16 protein-coding genes are annotated in these 20,882 nt (G+C 62.3%); 6 read left to right on the top strand and 10 right to left on the bottom strand.

Annotated features, from left to right (window positions below; genetic code table 11):
- Position 1 precedes the first annotated feature (1 nt).
- The 4 genes from ABIE52_RS16775 to ABIE52_RS16760 are packed head-to-tail and all read right to left on the bottom strand — an operon-like array spanning position 2 to position 4,383.
- Positions 2-919: an oligopeptide/dipeptide ABC transporter ATP-binding protein gene (locus tag ABIE52_RS16775; protein ID WP_058039177.1), complete on the bottom strand. Its 918-nt coding sequence runs from the start codon at positions 917-919 to the stop codon at positions 2-4.
- On the bottom strand, positions 916-1,737 hold the full coding sequence (locus ABIE52_RS16770) for an ABC transporter permease (RefSeq protein ID WP_058039176.1): 822 nt from the start codon (positions 1,735-1,737) through the stop codon (positions 916-918). The genes ABIE52_RS16775 and ABIE52_RS16770 overlap by 4 nt, the downstream gene beginning before the upstream one ends.
- Complete coding sequence (locus tag ABIE52_RS16765; RefSeq protein ID WP_192711970.1) at positions 1,730-2,764, bottom strand: ABC transporter permease; 1,035 nt, start codon at positions 2,762-2,764, stop codon at positions 1,730-1,732. The genes ABIE52_RS16770 and ABIE52_RS16765 overlap by 8 nt, the downstream gene beginning before the upstream one ends.
- Positions 2,761-4,383 (bottom strand): ABC transporter substrate-binding protein, encoded by a 1,623-nt coding sequence (locus ABIE52_RS16760; RefSeq protein WP_065456111.1) that lies wholly within the window; start codon positions 4,381-4,383, stop codon positions 2,761-2,763. Before ABIE52_RS16760 ends, ABIE52_RS16765 begins: the two co-directional genes overlap by 4 nt.
- 171 nt (positions 4,384-4,554) lie before the next feature.
- Between ABIE52_RS16760 and purD the strand changes: the two genes are divergently transcribed.
- Together purD and ABIE52_RS16750 are read left to right on the top strand one after the other, a co-directional pair.
- Positions 4,555-5,811: a phosphoribosylamine--glycine ligase gene (gene purD / locus ABIE52_RS16755; RefSeq protein WP_007734401.1), complete on the top strand. Its 1,257-nt coding sequence runs from the start codon at positions 4,555-4,557 to the stop codon at positions 5,809-5,811.
- Positions 5,812-5,963: 152 nt separating this feature from the next.
- Complete coding sequence (locus tag ABIE52_RS16750) at positions 5,964-7,622, top strand: GMC oxidoreductase (RefSeq protein WP_054188022.1); 1,659 nt, start codon at positions 5,964-5,966, stop codon at positions 7,620-7,622.
- 74 nt (positions 7,623-7,696) lie between these two features.
- Here ABIE52_RS16750 and ABIE52_RS16745 read toward each other — a convergent pair whose 3' ends face one another.
- Complete coding sequence (locus ABIE52_RS16745; RefSeq protein ID WP_192711971.1) at positions 7,697-8,152, bottom strand: MarR family winged helix-turn-helix transcriptional regulator; 456 nt, start codon at positions 8,150-8,152, stop codon at positions 7,697-7,699.
- A 99-nt stretch (positions 8,153-8,251) separates the two neighbouring features.
- Here ABIE52_RS16745 and ABIE52_RS16740 point away from each other — a divergent pair, with 99 nt between their 5' ends.
- A complete protein-coding gene (locus tag ABIE52_RS16740) occupies positions 8,252-9,334 on the top strand; it encodes an ABC transporter substrate-binding protein (protein ID WP_354541503.1) in 1,083 nt (360 codons plus the stop codon).
- Here the strand turns inward: ABIE52_RS16740 and ABIE52_RS16735 are convergent.
- Positions 9,270-10,103, bottom strand: coding sequence for a phosphatase PAP2 family protein (locus ABIE52_RS16735; protein ID WP_207624134.1), 834 nt, complete (start codon positions 10,101-10,103; stop codon positions 9,270-9,272). The genes ABIE52_RS16740 and ABIE52_RS16735 overlap by 65 nt on opposite strands.
- 117 nt (positions 10,104-10,220) lie before the next feature.
- Between ABIE52_RS16735 and ABIE52_RS16730 the strand changes: the two genes are divergently transcribed.
- The gene (locus tag ABIE52_RS16730) at positions 10,221-10,895 is read left to right on the top strand and encodes a response regulator transcription factor (protein WP_037132434.1); all 675 of its coding nucleotides are present in this window, start codon (positions 10,221-10,223) and stop codon (positions 10,893-10,895) included.
- 3 nt (positions 10,896-10,898) lie between these two features.
- Here the strand turns inward: ABIE52_RS16730 and ABIE52_RS16725 are convergent, their stop codons facing one another.
- The 4 genes from ABIE52_RS16725 to ABIE52_RS16710 all read right to left on the bottom strand — a co-directional run bounded on the left by ABIE52_RS16725 (position 10,899) and on the right by ABIE52_RS16710 (position 18,841).
- Entirely contained in the window at positions 10,899-12,287 is a 1,389-nt protein-coding gene (locus tag ABIE52_RS16725; protein WP_054188020.1) for a sensor histidine kinase, read from the bottom strand.
- An 87-nt stretch (positions 12,288-12,374) separates the two neighbouring features.
- Positions 12,375-13,787 (bottom strand): serine hydrolase domain-containing protein, encoded by a 1,413-nt coding sequence (locus tag ABIE52_RS16720; protein WP_192712141.1) that lies wholly within the window; start codon positions 13,785-13,787, stop codon positions 12,375-12,377.
- 20 nt (positions 13,788-13,807) lie between these two features.
- Positions 13,808-17,176, bottom strand: a complete 3,369-nt coding sequence (locus ABIE52_RS16715) for a serine hydrolase (protein ID WP_075832278.1) — start codon at positions 17,174-17,176, stop codon at positions 13,808-13,810.
- A gap of 54 nt (positions 17,177-17,230) precedes the next feature.
- Positions 17,231-18,841 (bottom strand): ABC transporter substrate-binding protein, encoded by a 1,611-nt coding sequence (locus tag ABIE52_RS16710; RefSeq protein WP_042452661.1) that lies wholly within the window; start codon positions 18,839-18,841, stop codon positions 17,231-17,233.
- Between the two features lie 162 nt (positions 18,842-19,003).
- Between ABIE52_RS16710 and ABIE52_RS16705 the strand changes: the two genes are divergently transcribed.
- The gene (locus tag ABIE52_RS16705) at positions 19,004-20,164 is read left to right on the top strand and encodes a pyridoxal phosphate-dependent aminotransferase (protein WP_037132442.1); all 1,161 of its coding nucleotides are present in this window, start codon (positions 19,004-19,006) and stop codon (positions 20,162-20,164) included.
- 64 nt (positions 20,165-20,228) lie between these two features.
- A complete protein-coding gene (locus ABIE52_RS16700) occupies positions 20,229-20,834 on the top strand; it encodes a TetR/AcrR family transcriptional regulator (RefSeq protein WP_003945736.1) in 606 nt (201 codons plus the stop codon).
- Positions 20,835-20,882 lie beyond the last annotated feature (48 nt).

The raw sequence follows: 20,882 nt of genomic DNA, 5'->3' as shown, positions 1-20,882 counted from the left end.
GTCAGCCCACCTTCCGCAGCGTTCGGTACGTGCGGTCACCCAATGTGACGAGTTCGGTCGGGCCACCGGATTGTTTCGACTCCGGGCGTCGTAGGTGATAGACGCACTCCTTGGGGAGATCGGTGAGTTGCGGTGGCGATCCCGGCATGGGAGTCAAACCTCTGGAAGGTAAGGCGCCGAGAAGGTCTCGGGTGTAATCGTGAAGCGGATCTTTGAACACCAGCGCGGCCGGACCGGTCTCCATGATGCGTGATGCGTACATGACGGCAAGTCGATCAGCGACACCGCTGCGGGTGAGGGATGCCAGGTCATGGGTGATGAGCAGGACCGCCGCTCCGGCGTCCGCGCACTCTCGAAGTAATCCCATGACGTGGTCGGTGAGTTCGCGGTCGAGGTTGGCGGTGGGTTCGTCTGCGACGATCACCGACGGATTCCCGGCCAGCGCACCGGCAATGGCCACGCGTTGCGCCATGCCGCCCGACAGTTCGTGCGGGTAGCAGTCCAGGGCCGACGGTTCGAGTCCGACGCGAAGTGCCAAGGCATCGCAAGTGTGATCGCTGCCGAGTGCGTCGATCGTCTCCTGTAGCTGCGATCGCGCAGTGCGGACGGGGGTGAGATGTGTTGCGGCGGATTGTGGAACGAGAGCCACGTGCCGCCCACGGAACGCGGCGCCGGAGAAGACGTCGATCTCGAGGTCCGGTGTTCCGACGGTGACCGTTCCGGTTCGAGAAGCATTCGGCGGCAACATGTTCATGACCGAGGTGGCGATGATCGACTTGCCACACCCCGATTCCCCGACAAGTGCGGTCACCGTGCCAGCTTGAACGTCGAGGTCGATGTCGCTCGCAGCGTGAACTACCGATCCTCCGAGTAGAGGGATCCTGACGGTGAGAGATTCGATGCGCAGGCCGTGGTTCACAGTCGCAACTCCGAAGGTCGAGGGGGCGTGAGCATCGACCGCAGGGCCGAACCGGCGACGGCAACTGCGACGGTGGCGATCACGAGAACTGCGGCGGGGAATACCAGCGTCCACCAACCGCCGAGGAGCAGAGAACCGCGTGCCTCTTCGAGAAGCGTCCCGAGACTGGGCTTGTGCGGGGGAAGGCCGAATCCCAGGAAGGACAACGTCGATTCGTGCCAGACGGCGTGGGGCAGCAGGAGAACGACTGCGATCAAAGCCTGTGGCGCCGTCGCCGGCACGAGGTGGCGCATGATCACGTGACGTCGACTGGCTCCCGCGAGAATGGCGGCGTCGATGTAGGGACGGTCGCGCAGACTCAAGATCTCGGAGCGGATGATCCGGGCCACTTGGGTCCAGTGGGTCAGTGCGATCGAAAGCACGATGGCGGCAATGCTTCCACGGAACATCGCGACGATGACGATGCCGAGCAACAGGTGGGGGAGTGCGTTGACGGCATCGGTGCCGCGCATGACGAACCTGTCCACCCAGCCGCCGACCAGTCCGGCCGTAGTGCCAACGGCGACGCCGATCACCGTGGCGAGCAGCGCGCAGGCGAGTGCGATCAGAAGTGAGGTTCTGATGCCTGCAGCTATGCGCACGAATAGATCTCGGCCCGCCGAGTCAGTTCCGAACGGGTGATCGAACGACGGAGCCAGGCGAGCCGCCGAGAAGTCTGTGACTCGGTCGTCGACGTCGGCCAACCATGGGACCAACGCCGCGTACAGCGCCACGAGGATCAGCACGCCGACGGCGATCTTGAAGCGTCGTTCAGCCATCGGTACTCACTCTCGGGTCGAGTACTGCAACGAGGACGTCGGCAATCAGTGAGCCGAGCATGACCGTCAATGTCGTACCGACGGTGAGGAACGCGAGCAGTGCCATGTCGAGGTCACGGGCTGACGAGACGATGGCGCCGGCGATCCCTGGCCAACTGAAGACCTCTTCCACCAGCACTGCCCCGACTATCAGCTCGGGCAGTCGCACGCCGACGATGTTCACGAAAGGCGCCAGTGAGGTCGGCAGTATGTGGCGTTTCGTGATGGTCGGCGTCGGGATTCCGCGTGCTACGGCGCCCGCGACAAATCCCTCACTTTTCGAACCCACGACGGATTCTCGGACCGCGAGTAGGAGCCACGGCATCTGCGAGATGGAGAGGACCGTCACCGGTAGGACCAAGTGCCGGATCACCTGTCCCGGTGTGGGATCGGCACCCCCGTCGGTCAACCCGGCGACCGGGAGCCAGCCGAGAGTCAACGCGAAGAGCGCGATGGCACCCAGCGACAAGACAAACGGCGGAAGTCCTTGGACCACGACGCTCAGCCCGGACACGGTCTTGTCCAAGAATCCTCCACTGCGGATTCCGGCGAGAACACCGAGTGTCAGCGAGGCGAGAATCGCGATGAGGAGTGAGATACCGACCAGCAGCAGGGTCCATGGCAGACGCTCGAAGATAACTTGGGAAACAGGCTGATTGAACGATCTGGAGATCCCGAGATCACCGGTGAACACGCCCTGGAGCCAATTCCAGTACGTGCTGTACCAGGGGTTGTCGAAACCCATCTGATCGGCGATCAACGCTTTGTCCGCGTCGCTGGTCGTCATGTATCGCGTGCCCAGGTAGCCGACAAGTGGATCGAACGGTGAGATCGCGGCGGCGGCAAAGAGTCCCGCGGACACCACGGCGATCACCGGCACGATGAACAACGCCCGCCGACCGACCATCGTGAGGATGGCCTTTCGGCGGGAGTTGCCACGGTGGTCGAGCGATTGCCGCGCGTCTACCCGAACGTCGACCGCTGTCATTGCCCTCTGGCCCACGTCTGCAGTGACCACCACGGGCCCCAGGTCACACCGTGTGAGTGTGGCTCGAGTACAGGTCCGGACATCTGCCAGTCGGAATCCTTCGAAACGTACGTATGGTCGAGGAATACGAGGATGACAAATCCGGGATCCTCGACGTACGCCTGCTGCACGTCGCGATACGCGGCGTCACGCGTTGCCTGATCCAGGCTGCGGCGTCCTACTTCCAAGCCTGCGTCGACTGCTGGATTGGAGTAGTCGCTGGCGTTGTCGTAGATGCTGCCGACCCCGGGCGCTATGTACTTCGAGTTCAGCGCGTCGTACGCCTGCGTGTCTGGATCGAAAGGTTCGTCTCCACCACCGAGAAGCGTCGAATCCTGGTTGATTCGAGGGTCTATGCGGTCCCAGGAGAGCGCTTCGAGATCCACCTCGATGCCGACAGCGAGAGCATCGGAGGCAAATGCCTGAGCGAGATCACGTCGAACGGTGTCGACGGAGTTGTACATGATCGTGAACTGCGCCCGCTGACCGTCTTTCGAACGGATTCCGTCGGCACCTTCGATCCAGCCCGCTTCGGTGAGAATTCGCTCGGCCTCGGCCGGGTCGTAGGCGAAGGTTGCGTTCGGGTTGTACGAATCGCCGTAGACCTCGGGGATCGGGGTGGCGGCGACGCGGCCGTGTCCGCCCAGGACGTTGTCGATCATCGACTGGCGATCGGCGGCGAGGTTGAGCGCCATCCGTACGGCTTTGTCGCCTGCCACGGGATTGTTCGTCGGAAGTGAGAGACCGCGCCAGTCCGCTGACTGATGGGCAGTCACCGACATGTTGTCTTTGCCCGAGAACGTATTGGCAAGCAGTGGAGGGAGATTGGTTCCGTCGATCTCGCCGGATACCATACGTTGGGCGCGGGTGTTGTCGTCCGGAACGTAGAGGAGAGTGAGCTTCTTGATCTCCGGTGCACCGTCCCAGTAGTTCTCGTTCGCCTCGAAGACCGCTCGATCCGGTGAGAGATCGACGAGTGTGTACGGACCCGTACCGACAGGCGCGGTGTTCAACGGCGATTCGGCGGCCAGTCCGGGTGTCGCGAGGGATTCCGACGGGACCATGCCGATCAGCATCTTCGTCAGCAGGGGCGCATACGAGTAGGCGAGACGAAACTCGACTGTGCTGTCGTCGACGGCCACGACGTCGCTGATCATGTCGTACGACGAACGCGCTTCGGAGGCGGAAGCCGGATCGAGGATCGCCTTGTACGTGGCAACCACGTCGTCGGCGTCGAAGGTCGACCCGTCGGAGAAGGTGACGCCGTCACGTAGCTTGACCGTCCAGACTGTCGCGTCGGCATTGGCAGTGGGCATCTCCGCGGCCAGAGACGGCTCGAATCCCGGCATGCCGGTCCCTCCGGTGAGCCGGACGAGGCCGTCGTACATCTTGGCCTCACCGGCAGCGCCGAAGCCTGCGACCGGGTTGTAGCCGCCCAGCTCGTAGCCGTCGGCCAAGACCAGGCCGTCGTTGTTGCCCGAGGAGTCGGTGCCAGTCGGGCTACTGCACGACGTGATCAGAAGTGCGCCGATTGCGGCGGTTGCGGTGAGCGTCAGAACGCCTGGTTTGTGGAGTTTCACGGGTGTCCTTTCCTTGGTGGACAGGTGTACGAAAACATCTGTTCACCTATTCAGGTATTCATATGATCTCATCTCGAAACGGATATTTCGCACAAAGGCCGATCGCTGGGACCTTGGCCCCGCCAGTGGCACTCCGAGAGCCCTGTTATCGCAGGCCGTAGTCTGTTCACCGTGCGCGTACTAGTAATCGGCTCCGGAGCCCGTGAACATGCCCTCCTTCTCTCTCTTGCTCGCGATCCAGGTGTCACGGCCCTGATCTGCGCGCCTGGCAATGCCGGGATCGCAAAAATCGCCGAGCAGCACCCCATCGACGTCGCTTCGGGTGACGCGGTTACCGCGCTGGCCCAGAAGGTCGAAGCCGACCTCGTCGTCATCGGACCCGAGGTTCCGCTGGTCCTCGGTGTCGCAGACGCGGTGCGCGCAGCAGGTATCGCCTGCTTCGGGCCTTCGGCCGACGCCGCCCGCATCGAGGGATCGAAGGCTTTCGCCAAGGACGTGATGGCTGTCGCCGGCGTCAAGACCGCTCACAGCGAGATCGTCGACAATCCGGCCAAGCTCGACGAAGCACTCGACCGCTTCGGTCCCAACTGGGTGGTCAAGGACGACGGACTGGCCGCGGGTAAGGGCGTAGTCGTCACGACGGATCGTCTCGCCGCGCGCGATCATGCCGCAGAACTGCTCGAGACCGGACACCCGGTTCTCCTCGAGTCCTTCCTCGACGGTCCGGAAGTTTCGCTCTTCTGCCTCGTCGACGGCGAAACCGTGATCCCGCTGCTCCCGGCTCAGGACCACAAGCGAGTAGGCGACGGAGACTCCGGACCCAACACCGGCGGCATGGGCGCGTACACCCCATTGCCGTGGCTGCCCGACGAGATGGTCACGCAGATCGTCGACGACGTCGTCAAGCCTGTCGCTGCCGAGTTGGTCGCGCGCGGTAGCAGTTTCTCCGGCCTTCTCTACGCCGGTCTGGCGATCGGTGTCGACGGCCCGGCCGTCGTCGAATTCAACTGCCGGTTCGGTGACCCCGAAACTCAGGCCGTGCTTGCTCTCCTCGAAACGCCGCTGGGCGGTCTACTCAATGCGGCCTCGACCGGAACACTCGATTCGGTCGGTCCGTTGCAGTGGCGCGACGGTTCCGCTGTCACGGTCGTGATTGCCGCGGAGAACTACCCGTCAACCCCACGCACCGGCGACGTGATCACCGGAGCCGACGCCGACGGAGTCCTGCACGCCGGTACCAAGAAGCGTGAAGACGGTGCCGTCGTCTCGGCCGGCGGGCGTGTGCTGAGTGTTGTCGGAGTGGGCAAGGATCTGACCGAAGCTCGCGACGACGCCTACGCAAAGATCGCCGACGTCAAGCTTCCCGGCGGTCATTTCCGCAAGGACATCGGGCTCGGCGCCGTCGAAGGTCGCATCTCAATTCCCTGACTCGTTCTTTCGGAGGGCCGGTGAACTTTCTGTTCATCGGCCCTTTTCATGGAAAATCAACGGTTCCTTGAAGTTACCCACGAGTATGGACTTCTCGTTCGGTTTCTCCCGGTATATCTCAGCGCGGGGGTCACGGAAAGAGAAGGGCACACTTGAGCATTCGCGCTGGATCCAACGAACGGCACGCACGTACCAATTCCACGCTCTCGCGTAGAAACTTCTTGGCAGCAACAGGATTAGCTGTGGGGGCCGCCGCACTCTCGTCCTCGTGGACCACGGCGGCCGCTGCGCCCAGACGAGCATTGAACGACGGAGACCGTGTCCCCGCGCTCGTGATCGGCAGTGGATACGGCGGTGCCGTTGCGGCACTTCGCCTGACACAGGCCGGTATCGACACGCACATGGTCGAGATGGGGAAGTCGTGGACCACACCAGGGTCCGACGGCAAGATCTTCTGCCCGATGCTCTCGCCCGACGGTCGGTCCTTCTGGCTCAGAGACCGTACAGTTCAACCGGTTTCACACTTCTCCGGCGGCTCGGTGGACAAGAACATCAGCCGCTACGTCGGTGTTCTCGACGCCGAGGACTTCGGCGGGATCAAGGTCTACCAGGGCCGAGGGGTCGGCGGTGGGTCGCTGGTCAACGGCGGTATGGCCGTCACACCCAAGCGTAACTATTTCGAAGAGATCCTGCCCGGTGTCGATTCCAACGAGATGTACTCGACGTATTTCCCGCGCGCGAACGCTGCGCTCGGAGTCAACAACATCGACCCGGCCTGGTTCGAATCGACCGAGTACTACAAGTTCGCGCGGACGGGGCGAAAGACCGCTGAGAGATCCGGTTACACAACAACGTTCGTGCCGAATGTCTACGACTTCAACTACATGAAGCAAGAAGCTGCCGGCCAGGTCACCAAGTCCGCTCTGGTCAGTGAGGTCATCTACGGCAACAATGCCGGAAAGAAATCTCTGGACAAGACGTACCTCGCTGCGGCATCCGCCACCGGCAAGCTCACCATTTCAGCTCTGCACGTCGTGACCTCGGTTTCCCCGGCCGCGACCGGCGGTGGCTATCAAGTGGTGATGAACCAGATCAACGAGCAGGGCAATACCGTCGGCACCAAGACAGTGACGGCGGACAAGGTCTTCTTCGCGGCCGGCAGTATCGGGACCAGCAAGCTCCTGGTCGCGATGAAAGCGCAAGGGCAGCTGGCGAATTTGCCGGGTGCAGTTGGACAGGAATGGGGTCACAACGGCAACGTGATGGTGGGCCGCGCCAATCACATGTGGGACGCCACCGGTGCGAAGCAGTCGGCGATCCCCGTGATGGGTATCGACAACTGGGCCGACACATCCGCTCCCGTCTTTGCGGAAATCGCACCCTTCCCGGCCGGTACCGAACTGTGGGTCAGCCTGTACTTGGCGATTGCCAAGAATCCGCAACGTGCTCAGTTCCAATTCAACTCGGCAACAGGCAAGGTCGGATTGAACTGGCAGCGCTCGCAGAACCAGCCGTCGATCGACATGGCGAAGAAGCTCTTCGACAAGATCAACAAGAAGGAAGGCACGATCTACCGGACCGACCTCTTCGGCCCGACGCAGACGTGGGGCGATCAGTTGACGTACCACCCCCTCGGCGGTTGTGTGCTCGGCAAGGCGACCGACGGCTACGGTCGTCTGCCGGAGTACCCGGGTCTGTACGTCATGGACGGATCCCTCGTACCGGGCAATGTGGGAGTCAATCCGTTCGTCACCATCACCGCTCTGGCCGAACGGAATATCGAGAACATCATTGCGAACGACATGAACTAGGGCGGTAACTCGTCAGCAGGTGCGGTGCGGTGCGGCAGGTGCTGCACCGCACCGCTTCTGTATGTCCCGGAGTGTCATCGCGGCGCGTGATCTCGCAATGATCGATTGACTCGGTCGAGGATACCGACGGCAGTGGTCAATGTGTCGAGGGCGCCCTCGTCGAGGGACGCCAATTCTTCGGCGAGAACGCCGATGCGTAGTTCGGATCGACGGTCTCGTCGCGCGCTTCGCTCGTCCTTCACGAAAAGTGTGCTCACTCGGCCGTCCGTGGGATCGGGTCGCCGTTCGATCAGGTCTTTGTCGGAGAGTGTGCGCACCAGCGTGCTGACGGTGTTCGGGCGTCTGGAGAGACGATCGGCCACGGCCCCGATGCGAGTGCCCGGGTGTTGTGCGACATCGTGAAGTACTTCGGATTGTGCCTCGGGCAAAGTCGCGTCGGTGCCTGACGTAGCCATGTATTCCCGCAGCGCTCGACGCAATTCGAACGCCGCAGCGATGAGTGATCTCGATGCTTCTTCCGCGGTGGGCACGTGATCAGAGTAGCGATCGACCCCGTGTGATCCACGCCCTGGAACTGTATCTGACACAGATATAGTTTACAGTTCTTCAAAGGGTAGGGTCACCTAACCATGACGGAAGATGAAGCTGTCATGCTTCACGACGTACGGGACACGATCATGAATTTTCGAAAGAAGTCACGCAGTGTAATGCTGATCGGCGCACTGACATTGGTGGCAGCTCTCAGTGGCTGCTCGAGCGAGGACGCGTCGCCCACAGATGCCGAGATCAGTGCGTCAGCTCCGGCGGACTCTGCGTTTGTCGCTCCGCGAGAAGTCCCGGTTGGAATGGGGAGCGGAAAGTCGGACGGCGAGTTCCCTCGTACCGTCTCACACTTCAAAGGGGACACCACGATCGAATCGCAGCCCGAAAAGGTTGTCGTCATCTCGACCGGGCAAGCAGATGCACTCCTGTCGCTCGGTGTCGTGCCCGCAGGTTCGACGCGTGGTGACGGTGCGGACCTGGTGCCTCCGTACTTGTTGTCTGCGTACCCCGAATTCCGTACTCAGCTAAGTGATGTCGTTGACGCAGGTGGACGCTTCACACCGAATTTCGAAGCGATCGTCACGCTCGATCCTGACCTGATCTTGATGAATGTTGCAGGAAAGGACGCTGATTCGCTGTACGACCAGCTTTCCGCCATCGCACCCACGGTGGCAACACAGGGAACCGGCGTCTACTGGAAGCAGGACTTCCTGCTGGTTGCCGACGGGGTAGGTAAGACGCAGCAGGCGGCGGCACTGCTGGATACCTTCAATACCGATGCCGCGGCCCTCGGTGCTTCCCTCTCGTCGCCGCCGACGGTGTCGTTCACGCGCCAGAACGGAAATCGTCTGCGCATCTTCGGTATTCCTTCGTTCACCGGCAGTATCGCGAAGGATGCCGGCTTGACCCGTCCGCAGTCGCAGCAGTTCGACGACACTTCCCGAGACATCAGTGAAGAAGAGTTGAACGTGGCGGACGCCGACTGGATCTTCTACGGCGTGCAGGGCGGGGACCCGGCGACATTGACGAACGCGCCGTTGTGGGCGCAGTTACGTGGTGTGGTCGCCAACCACGCCGTCGCTGTTGACGATGACGTCTTTTACCTCAATACCGGGCCGACTGCGGCTCGTGAAGTGCTGAAGGTTCTGCAGAGCGCATTGCAGCAGTAGTCGATTCAGCTTGGTTGTGAGTGCCGACGAATCGGAAGAGGGCTCCACCCACCGTGACTGCAAGCGTCGCGAGAATGGCTCCGGCGATGACGTCGGTGAGCCAGTGCGCACCCAAGTAGAGGCGAGTCAGCGCGACGACGACGGTGACCGTCACGGCGAGGAGCATCAGAAGGCGTTTGACGGCCGGTGTTCGGTCGACGCTCACAACGAGAACGGCAATGCCGAACAGCGCTGCTGTGCCCGTCACGTGACCGGAGGGGAACGAGTGGCCGGTCTCGAGAAGAACCTGGATGTTGGTCGGCGGACGTTCGCGACCGACGAGCGCTTTGATTACCGTGCTGGCGACCGCCGCCCCGCCAACGGTTCCGATCACGATCAAGCCCGGAACGACCGAACGCGCTCGCCATGAGATGAGCACTCCGCAGGTGATCCCGAGTAGCGCGGTGGCGACCGGGCTACCGAGATCTGTGACGGCGACCGCGATCTGGTTCAGGGCGCCGCTCCGATGATCGACCATCCAGTCGGTCACCGGCCCGTCGAAGCTCGTCAACCACCCGCTTCCATACACCTGGATCGACAGCGTCACCAGTGCAAGCACGAGTCCGCACGTGCGAAGGGCTGTAGACCGAACGCCGGAAGCTCGGTAGATCGAACCGAACGCGAACAGAGCTGCGGCCACCACGATTGCGGCAACCGCGATCTCTGCGGTGGTGCTCTCGGTCAGGACTTCGGTGACCACGTTTCGCACGGTCGACACAGTTGCAGGCATGAATGCAGTGTGACGAGCCGAAGCTGAAGAAACGCTGAACGGAACTCGGCTCTGGGTCTACCGTCTGCTCTACTGGGTGCATCCGAACAACTGCGTGGCGACGAAACGGGGCCGGTGGTGCGAGTACTGGTGGTCGAAGACGAAGTGCGCCTGGCCGAGACGATCCGGCGGGGATTGGTGGCCGAGGGATTCGTGACCGCCGTCGAACTCAACGGTGACGACGGATTCGCGACTGCGTGCAGTGACGAATTCGACGTGATCGTTCTCGACATCATGTTGCCGGGCAAACACGGGTACGACATCGTGCGGGATCTACGCGCCCGGGAGATCTGGACGCCGATCCTCATGCTCTCGGCAAAGGACGGCGAATACGACCTGGCTGATGCATTCGATCTCGGCGCCGACGACTACCTGGTCAAGCCATTCTCGTTTGTCGTGCTTCTCGCTCGGCTGCGCGCACTGGTGCGTCGCGGCGCTCCACAACGTCCGGCGATACTCTCCGTTGGAGACCTGTCCCTCGACCCGGCCAAACATCAGGTGAGCAGAGCGGGAATCGAATTGACCCTGACGCCAAGGGAGTACAGCGTTCTCGAATTCTTGATGCGCAACAATGGTGTGGTGGTCACGAAGACCGAGATCGTTCGCTCCGTCTGGGACACCAACTACGAAGGTGACGAGAACATCGTCGAGGTGTATATCGGTTACCTTCGTAAGAAGCTCGACCTCCCGTTCGGAACTCAGAGCATCGAAACGGTCCGAGGCGTCGGGTACCGCTTTGTCGGCACTGCCTGATCGTCAGTCGTTCGGTACCGGAATCGTCACCTCGAATCGACTTCCACCGCCCGCCCTCTCGCTGACGGAAATGGTTCCGTGGTGCGCCGCAACTATTTCCGACGCGATGGCGAGTCCAAGTCCGGACCCGCCTCCCTGCCTCGACCGCGGCTGGTCCAGGCGGACGAAGCGTCCGAAGATTCGTTCGCGTTCTGCTGCAGGGATTCCGGGCCCGTCGTCCTCGATCACGATGTGGGCTTCGTTTCCGGCTTCGGAGCACTCGAGATACACGAGGGTCTCCGCATGCCGCACTGCATTGTCCACGAGGTTTCGCACCATCCGCGTCAATGCTCTCGGGTCTCCGGAGACCCGAACCGGAGCCACGGCAGCGGCGACCGTAACTGCGGAGATACCGTCGATCCTTTTCTGCTCGGCGAACAAGATGTCATCGAGGTCGACGTCGACGACGATGCCGAACTTTTCGAGTTCGCTTTCGTCAGAGCGCGCGAGAATCAACAGGTCTTCGATCAACTGCCGCATCCGGCGCGCCTCGGGAAGTAGTGCGTCTTCGATCAGCGCGTCGTCGAGGAGATCCGGGCGTCGGTGTGCCAGTTCGAGGGCCGTCGTGATCGTGGACAGCGGACTGCGTAACTCGTGTGAGGCATCGCTGACAAATCGTTGCTGGGCCAGCGCACCTTCGTCGAGGCGCGCCAGCATGTCGTTCATTGTTGTTGCCAGTCGGGCTATCTCGTCGTTCCCTGACGGGACAGGCACTCGTTCACCTTGACGCCCACTCGAAATCGATGCTACCCGAGCGCGGATGCGTTCGACGGGAGCGAGGGCCGAACCGACGAGGCGGTAGGTGGCAAACGCTGCCAGCCCCAGGACCAGAGGTCCGACGATGGCCAGCAGAACGGCAACGGTCGTCACCACGGTTTCAACCGGTTCGCGGTCGGCGCCGACGAAGACGGTGACTGGTCCGGTCGCCGTCTGAGCGCCTCGCCCGATCAGCCAGTAGTCCTCGTCGTCGGACTTCTTGACCCTTCCGAGAGCGTCCGACTCGTCAGGGCCGAGAAAACGTTCGGACAGGAGGTCGCTGTCGGTTCCAGGTGATTGGGCGACTATTCGGTGATCGGCGTCGACGATCTGCACGATTCCGATCTGACTGTCTGTGGACAGAAGCGAAGGGTCGAGATCGGCCGGGTTTTTTCCGTTGAGCTGCTGGACCAATTGCGTGGCGCGAGCGTCGGAGCTGTTCAGCGCGGACAGATGCAGGGAGTTTGCCAGCACGAAAACCAGTGCAAGCCCGGCGATCACCAGGCAGAAGGCGATCACGAGTGTCGATGCCACGGTCGAACGGGCACGCACGCTCCACCGGGAGGGGTGCAGAATCGACTCGCCGATGAAGTTCATGGCGTCCAGTCTGTACCTTCTCGGCTGTGCATTTACGAAGACGGGTGACGCGGTCCCGTAATCGGACCGCGTCACCCGTCTAGAGGATCAGGCCACTCGCTTGGCGGTGCGGCCGCCGAATTCGAGCATCACGGCGCGACCGGTGTCGTCGGTGACGAAGCGGCCCAACGCCCGGGTGGTGTCGGCGCGAGCAGCGAAGTCACGGTCGTTGAGGAAGGCGATCGGGATTGCCGGCGGCCAGACGATGTCCTCGTATTCACCGAGATCCTGCGCGCTGCCCATCCGGATGCCGATTCCCTCGTCACCGGGGGCGACGGTCATCGTCAGTGAGCCGGCCTGATACTTGCCCAGGACTGCGTCGACGGCAGCGGGTTCGGGCTCGACCACGTCCAGGGATGCCGGCGTGGGTAGTTCAGTGAGGTTGGCCATGCACCAGTCGACGATCTTCTTGCCGATTCCGCCGCCGAGTGCGTTGGTCAGCACGGTGACGGCGAAGTTCTTCTCGGGCACTGTCATGAACTCGGAGACCTGGAGGTTGCTCACGTTTCCGCCGTGCCGCACTACCTGAGTGGTTCCGTATCGAGTCAACAGCCATCCCAGGCCGACTTCTTCGAACATCATCGCGGCGGGACGCTGCGGCTTCTGCATCAACAACCGGGTGGACTCGTCGAGTGGCTGTCCTTCGCCGGGGTGTTCGCCCGACAGTGCGTAACGTGCCCAGACGAGTTGGTCTCGCACCGAGGACCACATTCCGCCGCAAGGGATCATGCCGCGGTCCAGTCCGGTTTCGTTGGACACGAACGGCACACCGTCGCGGATGTAGTGACCGAGTGCGAACCGGTGGGTCATCACGTCCCAGGGCAGGAAGGCCGAGTTCTTCATTTCGAGGGGGTCGAGCACGCGCTGCTTGACCAGCTCTTCGAAGGTCAGTCCGCTGATCTTGGCCACGACATGTCCGGCGAGAACGAATCCGGAGTTGCTGTAGGAGAAGACTTCTCCGACGGGAAATTCTTGTCGCAGTTCGTTCAGCCGTGAAACCGAGCGTCCCAGGGCGTCTTCGCCCCAGCCTGCCGAGAGGCCCGCGTCGCCGGTGAATCCGCCGGTGTGGGTGAGGAGGTGACGCATCGTGACTGTGCGCGTGGCTGTTTCGTCGGCGAAGGTCAGTTCGGGGACGTACTCGACCAACGGGGTGTCGAGATCGAGTAGGCCGTCCTCGACGAGTGCCATCGCGGCTGTTGCGGCGAACACCTTTGTGGTGGAGCCGATCATGAACATCGTCTTGTCGGTGACCGGGAGTTGGGTTTCGACGCTCTCGATGCCACTGGTGACGACGATGTCCTTGTCGCCGTGAACGATGCCGACCGAGACGCCGGGGATGTTTGCCTCGACCCTCCACTGATCGACGAGTTCTTGAAGCTGTTCTTGCATCTTTGATTCCTCGAGTTCGCTGGCGTTCTGTGTTTCGGCGTTCTGTGTATCGGCGTTCTGTGTTTCCGTCATCGTATGTGTATCGGTCATCGTCACGCGTTAACCCGTGGTAGGAAGCGGAATCCGACGTACACTCCGTCTCGGTGCGGCCGTACCGTCGTCCAACCCGCGGCCCCGGGTTGACGGGTGGTCCAGGTCCCCGGGATCTGCGACGGTACGAGAGTGGCTACCGTTGCAGGCTTCTTCGGAGCTGTCTCGTCTTCCTCGGGATTCGGGATTACGTCGCCGATGACGGTGATCACGGCCTCGTCAGCGGACTCTCCACGACGGAACTCGATTGCTATTCCGCCCGAGCTGTACTTTCCCAGAACCGAATCCGGAATCGACTCCACACTCGCGGGGTTCGGGGCGAGGGCTTGCGGAGGTTCGAGTCCGACCAACGCGGCCGCGGCTTCGGTGAAGAGATCACGGTAGAGGCCGTCGGCCTTGCCGCCGCTGGTCAGCAGTGCGATCGCGACATTGTGGCGGGGGAAGATGCGCAGATACGCGTGCTGGCCGATGGTGCTGCCGTCGTGCCCGAAAATCTCTTCGCCCGACCAGGTTTCGTGGAACCAGCCCAAGCCCCAACCCGACTTGTCCGGGAACAGTTCGCTGATGTCGATTTCGGGTGTGCGCATCGCGGCGGCTGACTTTTCCGACACGATCCGTACGCCGTCGACGCTCTGTCCTTCGAGAAGACCGAGTTCCGCGAACGTGAGTAGATCTCCGATGCTGGCAGTGATGCAACCCGCGGGCCCCATCGAGCGCGTGATCGGCCAGACGGGCATCACGACGGAGTTCCCCGTATGACCCGCTGCCACAGAGTATCTCGGTGTATCTCCGGTCAACGTGAGTGTGTGCGCGAGGCCGAGCGGATCGATGATCCGCTCCTTGAGGATGTCGTCCCAGATGCCGCCGCGAAGAACCTCGACGATACGAGCTGCAAGGACGTACGCGGAGTTCGAGTACGCGAAGCCGTCCTCGAGTGGATGAACCTGACGGAAGTCACGCAGGCCCTCGACGTAGCGTTCGACGACGTCGTCGCCGCGACCCTTGTCGATGAACAGGTCACCGTCGATTCCGTTGCGATGGTTCAGAAGTGCGCGAACCGTGATGCGGGCAGCTGTTTCCTCGTCCTGCAGTGCGAAATCGGGCAGAATCGACCGGACGGTCGCGTCCAGGTCGAGCAAGCCTTCGTCGACAAGCTGCATGACCAGCATCGCGGTCCATACCTTGGTGATGGATCCGATCTGGAACAGGGAGTCGGTGGATACCTCGACCCCGGTGTCTGCATTGATCACGCCGGAAGCCACCGTCGTACGGGTGATTTCCTTGCCGTTGGAATCGAGTGTGAGAATACCGAATTGAGCACCGGTGACGCCGTAACGCTCACACAGTACGTCCAGCGAACGCTTCCACGCGTCGGCTCCGGCAGACGCGTTGGCCAGGCCGGTCTTGGGCAGCTTCGCGGAGGTGTATCGCTTGACCCATTCGATGAGCCGCGTGCTGTAGTCGATTCGGTGCGAGATCGAGCCGTTGACGAGGAACCCGTGGCTTGCACCGGGATACGCCACCAGACGGGTGGGTACGTGCTGCTGGCGCAGTGCGGCGAACCAGGCCTCGGCTTGACCCAGCGGGCACCGCTCGTCCGACTTTCCGTGAAGGATCAGCGTCGGGGTCACCACGTTCTTCACGGCGGCGAGCGGTGAGGCTGCCAGGAGCCCCGCGGAGTTCTCGGGAACAGTCGTGCCGGTGGCGAGTGACGCGAGGTGCGGACCGAAATCGCAGACTCCGGCCATGGCGTTGAAATCGCAGATCAGCCCGCCGGCAACCGCAGCGGCAAAACGATCCGTCGCGGACGTCAGGTGACACGTACTGTATCCGCCGTAGCTGTACCCGGTGATCGCCAGACGGTCCCCGTCGACAAGTCCCTCGGCGACAAGCGCGTCGATCGGCTCGAGGAAGTCGGCTTGGTCGGAGGTACCCCAGGCGCCGTTGACGGCGTACATGAAGTCTGCGCCGTACCCGTCCGACCCACGTGGATTGAGGGTCAGGATGCGCCAACCCTGGGCGGCGAGAACCTGGTGGGCGGGGTGATAGGTATCTGCAACGCCGGTCCACGCGTTGTGCGGTCCGCCGTGAATGTCGAGCAGAAGGGGTGCGGCACCACTGGTTTCGGGAGCGGACAGCAACCAACCATGCACGGTGCGGCCGTCGGAGATGGTGAACTCGCGTTCCTCGGCGGCAAACAGTGTCACCTCGGGGAGTGCTTCTGCGGTGAATTTCGTCAGCGTGGTGACCGCGCCGCTGTCGAGATCGACGAGTGCGACCTCGCCGAAGGACTGCTGCGTGGTGACGATGACGGAGGCGACGCGGGCGTCACGGGCAACGGAGAGCGCCGAGACGACCTCGTTGGGATTGGCGACGAGGGATCGAGAGGTGCCGGTTTCGATGTCGGCCGCGTACAGATGCGTCCATCCACGATCGCGTAGGCAGAACACGATTTCGTCGCGAGTATTCGACAGTGCCGGTGTGCCGCCGGGGTAACCGGGTGCACCGGGCATCACGTTGCGATCGAGATGAGCTGTGAGGGTGACGTCGACCGGTGTCTCGGTTGGGCCGGGGACGGACAGCCGGATCAGGTCTGCAGTTCCGACACGGACCTCGGGAGTGCCGATGGCGACGACCGAATCTCCCTGCGGATGCCACAGTGTGGAGCCCTGCACTCCGGTGGCATGACCGAGTCGCTGCGGGGGAACCGACAGATCGTCGACGAGGATGCGGTAAGCGCTGAACGTGAGGTTCAGATCGCTGTCCGGTTCGAGATTCGCGGTGAAGGCAAGGGCCGTGCCGTCGGGCGACCAGGACGGAACGTCGGCATTCCAATCACCGTCGGTGAGCCGTCGAACTGCCTTCGTCTCCAGATCGACGGTGTGAAGGTGGCGACGGAAGGTGCCGAGCCAACCGGCACCGTCCACCTTGTATCCGAGTCGGTCGGTGACGATGGGAGCATTCGGATCGGCGGAGTCCGAGCGTGAGACCACAGCGGCGAACGCGATGGCATTTCCGTCCGGGCTCCAGGCTGCTGCACCGGCGCCGAGGGGGAGTGATGCTGATGTGGTGAGAGTTTCGGCCTCGCCACCGGCGAGCGGGATCAGGTGCAGCTGCGCGGAGTCGCCGACCTTACGCAGGAAGGCAATCGAGGTTCCGTCCGGAGAGAACCGAGGGGCAGAATCGGCGGGCCCTGCGGTGAGGCGGCGAGCCTGGGAATCGCGGGACACCGCCCAGAGCGATGTAGTTGCCTTTCCGGCAACAATTTCCGAGCGAACGAAGACGACCACGGTGCCGTCGGGAGAGATTGAGGTCTCAGTGGGTGTGACCACACGGTGGAGGTCGTCGAGAACAAATGGACGGTCAGTCATGTAGATCCTTCGAATCGGAGAAATAGATGCAGACGTAAAGCTTTGTCTTCCGGCTTATTTCAGAACGCGAATGCCAGGGCCGGCCAGGGTGCCGCCAACTGGTGCATACAGGGCCGTTGCGCCGTTGAAGAACATGAAGTTCGGCGACGTGGACACCGGAATGACGTCGGACGAGGTGAACAGTGCTTGTTCCGCTTCCTTCCACACCGAGCAGGATTCCTGCCCGGGCAGAACCGAGGCCTTCGCCGCCAGTTCGGCGTACTTTTGATTGTCGATCGATGCGAAGTTGACACCCGACGGTGGGGTGGGGCCGGCGAAGTACGGAACGAAGATGCTGGGGGTATCGCTCTGGACGGTCAGTCCGATCGAGATCGACCATGACGTCAGGTCTTTCGCTGCGAATGTGTTGGAAATGATGAAGTTGTTGTCACCACCACGAAGCTCTACCTTCGCACCGAGCTCCTGCCACTGCTTCATCGCGTATTCTGCTGCTGCAGAGGTGGTGTCGCGGTAGTTGGCAAAGATGACCGTCAATTGCAGCGCTTGACCGTCCTTGGTCAGGACACCGTCGGATCCGGGCTTCCAACCGGCGTCCGCAAGAGTCTTTTTCGCAGCGGCCATGTCGAACTTCGGAACTACACCGGTGACGCTGTCGAAGTCACACGCCCGCGGATCGACTACTGCCAGTGCCGTAGCTCGTGAGCCTTTGCCACCGGTGTTGATGTCCGTGTAATCGTCGAGATCGATCGCTTGCACGAGTGCGGTGCGTACGGCTTCGTCCTTGGTGGGGAGAGCCGCATTGTGGTTGAAGATGAACTGTCCGCTCAGGGTGTTGGACGTCATCGACTCGAGGCCTGAAGCTTCCACACGTTCGATATCCGCGCCGGCAACCGGGGCCGCGTTGACCGTTCCGGTGAGGACGAGATTCGCCGTCGTCGCGGCGTCGGTCACGACCTTGATCGTGACCGTCTTGGGCACTCCGAGCGTGTCCGACGTGGTTTCGCCGTTCGGCCCCCAGTTGTATCCGTCGCGGCGTTCGAGCGTGACGTGATCGTTGGCCACTACTTCGGTGATCTTGAACAGTCCGGTTCCGTTGCTGCTGCCTCGAACACTGGCAGGGTCGTCGAGGGCTGCCTGGCACGCCATCTTGAGAGCGCCGATGCGCTCGAGGAGGAAGGGCGCGGGTTCCGTTGTCTTGATCGTGAGCTCGTCACCATCAGCGGTTGCTACCGCAGTTTCGGGTACGGATGCTCCCAACCACGGCGAGCCGTTGGTCGTGTCGACGACCCAGTTGATGTTGTTTGCCGCTGTCTGGGCAGTGAAGGTCGTGCCGTCTTCACACGTGATCCCCTTTTTGAGGGTGAAGTTCAGCGAAGTTCCGTTCTCGCTCCATTTTTCGGCCAGATACGAGCCCGCTGCGCGGGTTTTGGGGTCGATGGCCAACAACGAGTCGTTCGTATAGCTGTTGATCGCCTGCGTGGCAGTCAGATTGGTGATCAGGGGATGAAGGTTGCCGGGATCGGTGTTCACGATCGTGGTGAAACTGCCGTCCTTCGCGTAGTCGCCGGAAGAATTGCCGCCAGGATCAGAGGTGCTTCCGCACGAGGCAACCGTGAGAACGCCGATCGTGACCAGAGCCGCAGTGGGCACTGAGCGAGCTTTCATCTGATGCACCTTTTGATCGAAGGAAGTCGTTGATCAATGTTGCGCGAGGGACGTGGCCCAGGTCTCGTTGAATCGACTCATGCTGAGCGCCTGAATCTGTCGGATCGTCACAATGGGTGGCCGTCGTTTCTTGCCGCACCACGGTTCGACTACCGTCGGAGTGTGCGCTCAGAATCTCGTCGATCAGATATCCAGACGTTCCATGTCATGGATGTATGGAAGGCCGCGACCGAACGTCAGCGGACACATGGTGACGTCCTGACCTTGGCGGCAGGTCAACCGTCGACGCCCGCGCCGGCACCGGTGCTACGTGCGACGCGAGAGATTCTGGGCACCGAACTACTCGGGTATACCGAGACTTTCGGGATCCTGCAGCTACGCGAGGCTATTGCGCGCTACCACAGCGAGCGATCGGGAATCGCCGTCGACGCCGAAGACGTGGTGGTGACGACCGGTTCGTCCGGGGCGTTCACCTTGCTCTTCCTGGCCGCGTTCGACGAGGGCGACACCGTGGTGGTTGCTCGACCCGGATATCCCGCGTACCGCAATACCCTTGCCGCTCTCGGCTGCAACGTCGTCGAACTCGACTGCGGGCCGGCAACTCGATACCAGCCGACAGTGGAAATGCTCGAGGCTTTGCCGTCGCCGCCTGCCGGTCTGATCGTCGCGAGCCCGGCAAATCCCACGGGCACGGTGATCTCGCCCGAGGAGCTCGCTGCATTGGCGACGTGGTGCGAGCAGCACGGAACTCTTCTGATCTCGGACGAGATCTACCACGGCATCGGATACGGCGATCAGCACACGTCGAGCGCCTGGGAGACCTCACGCGAATCCGTCGTGATCGGCTCGGTGTCCAAGTACTTCTCGATGACGGGTTGGCGACTCGGGTGGATGTTGGTGCCGACCTATCTTCGGCGCCCGCTGCAGAGACTCGCGTCGAACATGACCGTGTGTCCGCCCGCGATCTCTCAGTACGCCGCCGTCGAGGCGTTCTCGGACGAGGCGAAGGTCGAGTTGGACGGGCACGTTCAGCGGTACGCCGTCAATCGTGAACTGTTGTTGACCGGGTTGCCGAAACTGGGCATCACCGAGTTGGCTCCCGCCGACGGTGCGTTCTACGTCTACGCGGACATCGGCCATCTGTGTGGCGACGAGGGCGCCACCGCGTGGTGTGCCCGGTTGCTGACAGATACCGGGGTCGCGCTGGCACCTGGAATCGATTTCGACACCGTCCACGGAAACCGGATGGTCAGACTCTCGTTCGCAGGTGCGACAGCCGACATCCAGGAGGCACTGGCCCGCCTCGAGAAGTGGCTCGGGTAACAAACAGCAGGGTCTTCGAGCTGTTTCGCCATGCGGAGGTGCCCTCTGCTGGCACGATGTCGTGGTGTCTTCTGCAGCTACGCCCAAGGGCGAACGACGTCGCCAAGCTCTGGTGGCGTCCGCTGCTGAACTTTTGCTGGAGGGCGGGTTCGACGCCGTTCGTCACCGAGCGGTGGCAACCAGAGCTGACCTTCCACTGGCTTCGACGACCTATTACTTCGACTCACTCGACGATCTGATCGCGTGTGCCGTCGAGCTCAACGGCAACGCCGACATGGAAGCGATGCGCGCCAGAGTGGCTGCGGTGACCCAACGTCGGCGGGGCGCGGAATCAACCGTCGAACTGTTGGTCGAGCTGCTGCTCGGAGACGAAGAGAAGCGGCCGGAGAGCCGCGAGCGTTTGATCTCGCGCTACGAACGATTTGTGGCATGTGCCCGTCATCCCGCACTTCGTGACGTGCAGTTGCGCCTACGAGCCCAGCTCGACGACCTGTTGACCGATGCGCTTCGACGCTCGGGCCGGTCGGCTCCCGAGGGGCAATTGCGCCGTCTTGTCGCGATGGTCGACGGTGCGATGATCACGGCTCTGGGGGAGTACGACCCGGACCCACGGGGGTTGGCCAGGGGAATGCTCTTGGAATCGATCGACGTGATGGCGCCGCCGGTCTAGCTCGGTCTCTATCGGGGGTAACGGCACTGCTCGGCCACCGTTAGACTG

Source organism: Rhodococcus sp. OAS809 (assembly GCF_040546695.1).
GTDB lineage: Bacteria > Actinomycetota > Actinomycetes > Mycobacteriales > Mycobacteriaceae > Rhodococcus_F > Rhodococcus_F qingshengii.
Note: the sequence above shows the minus strand (reverse complement) of the source record. Positions and strands in the feature narration are given on the sequence as shown.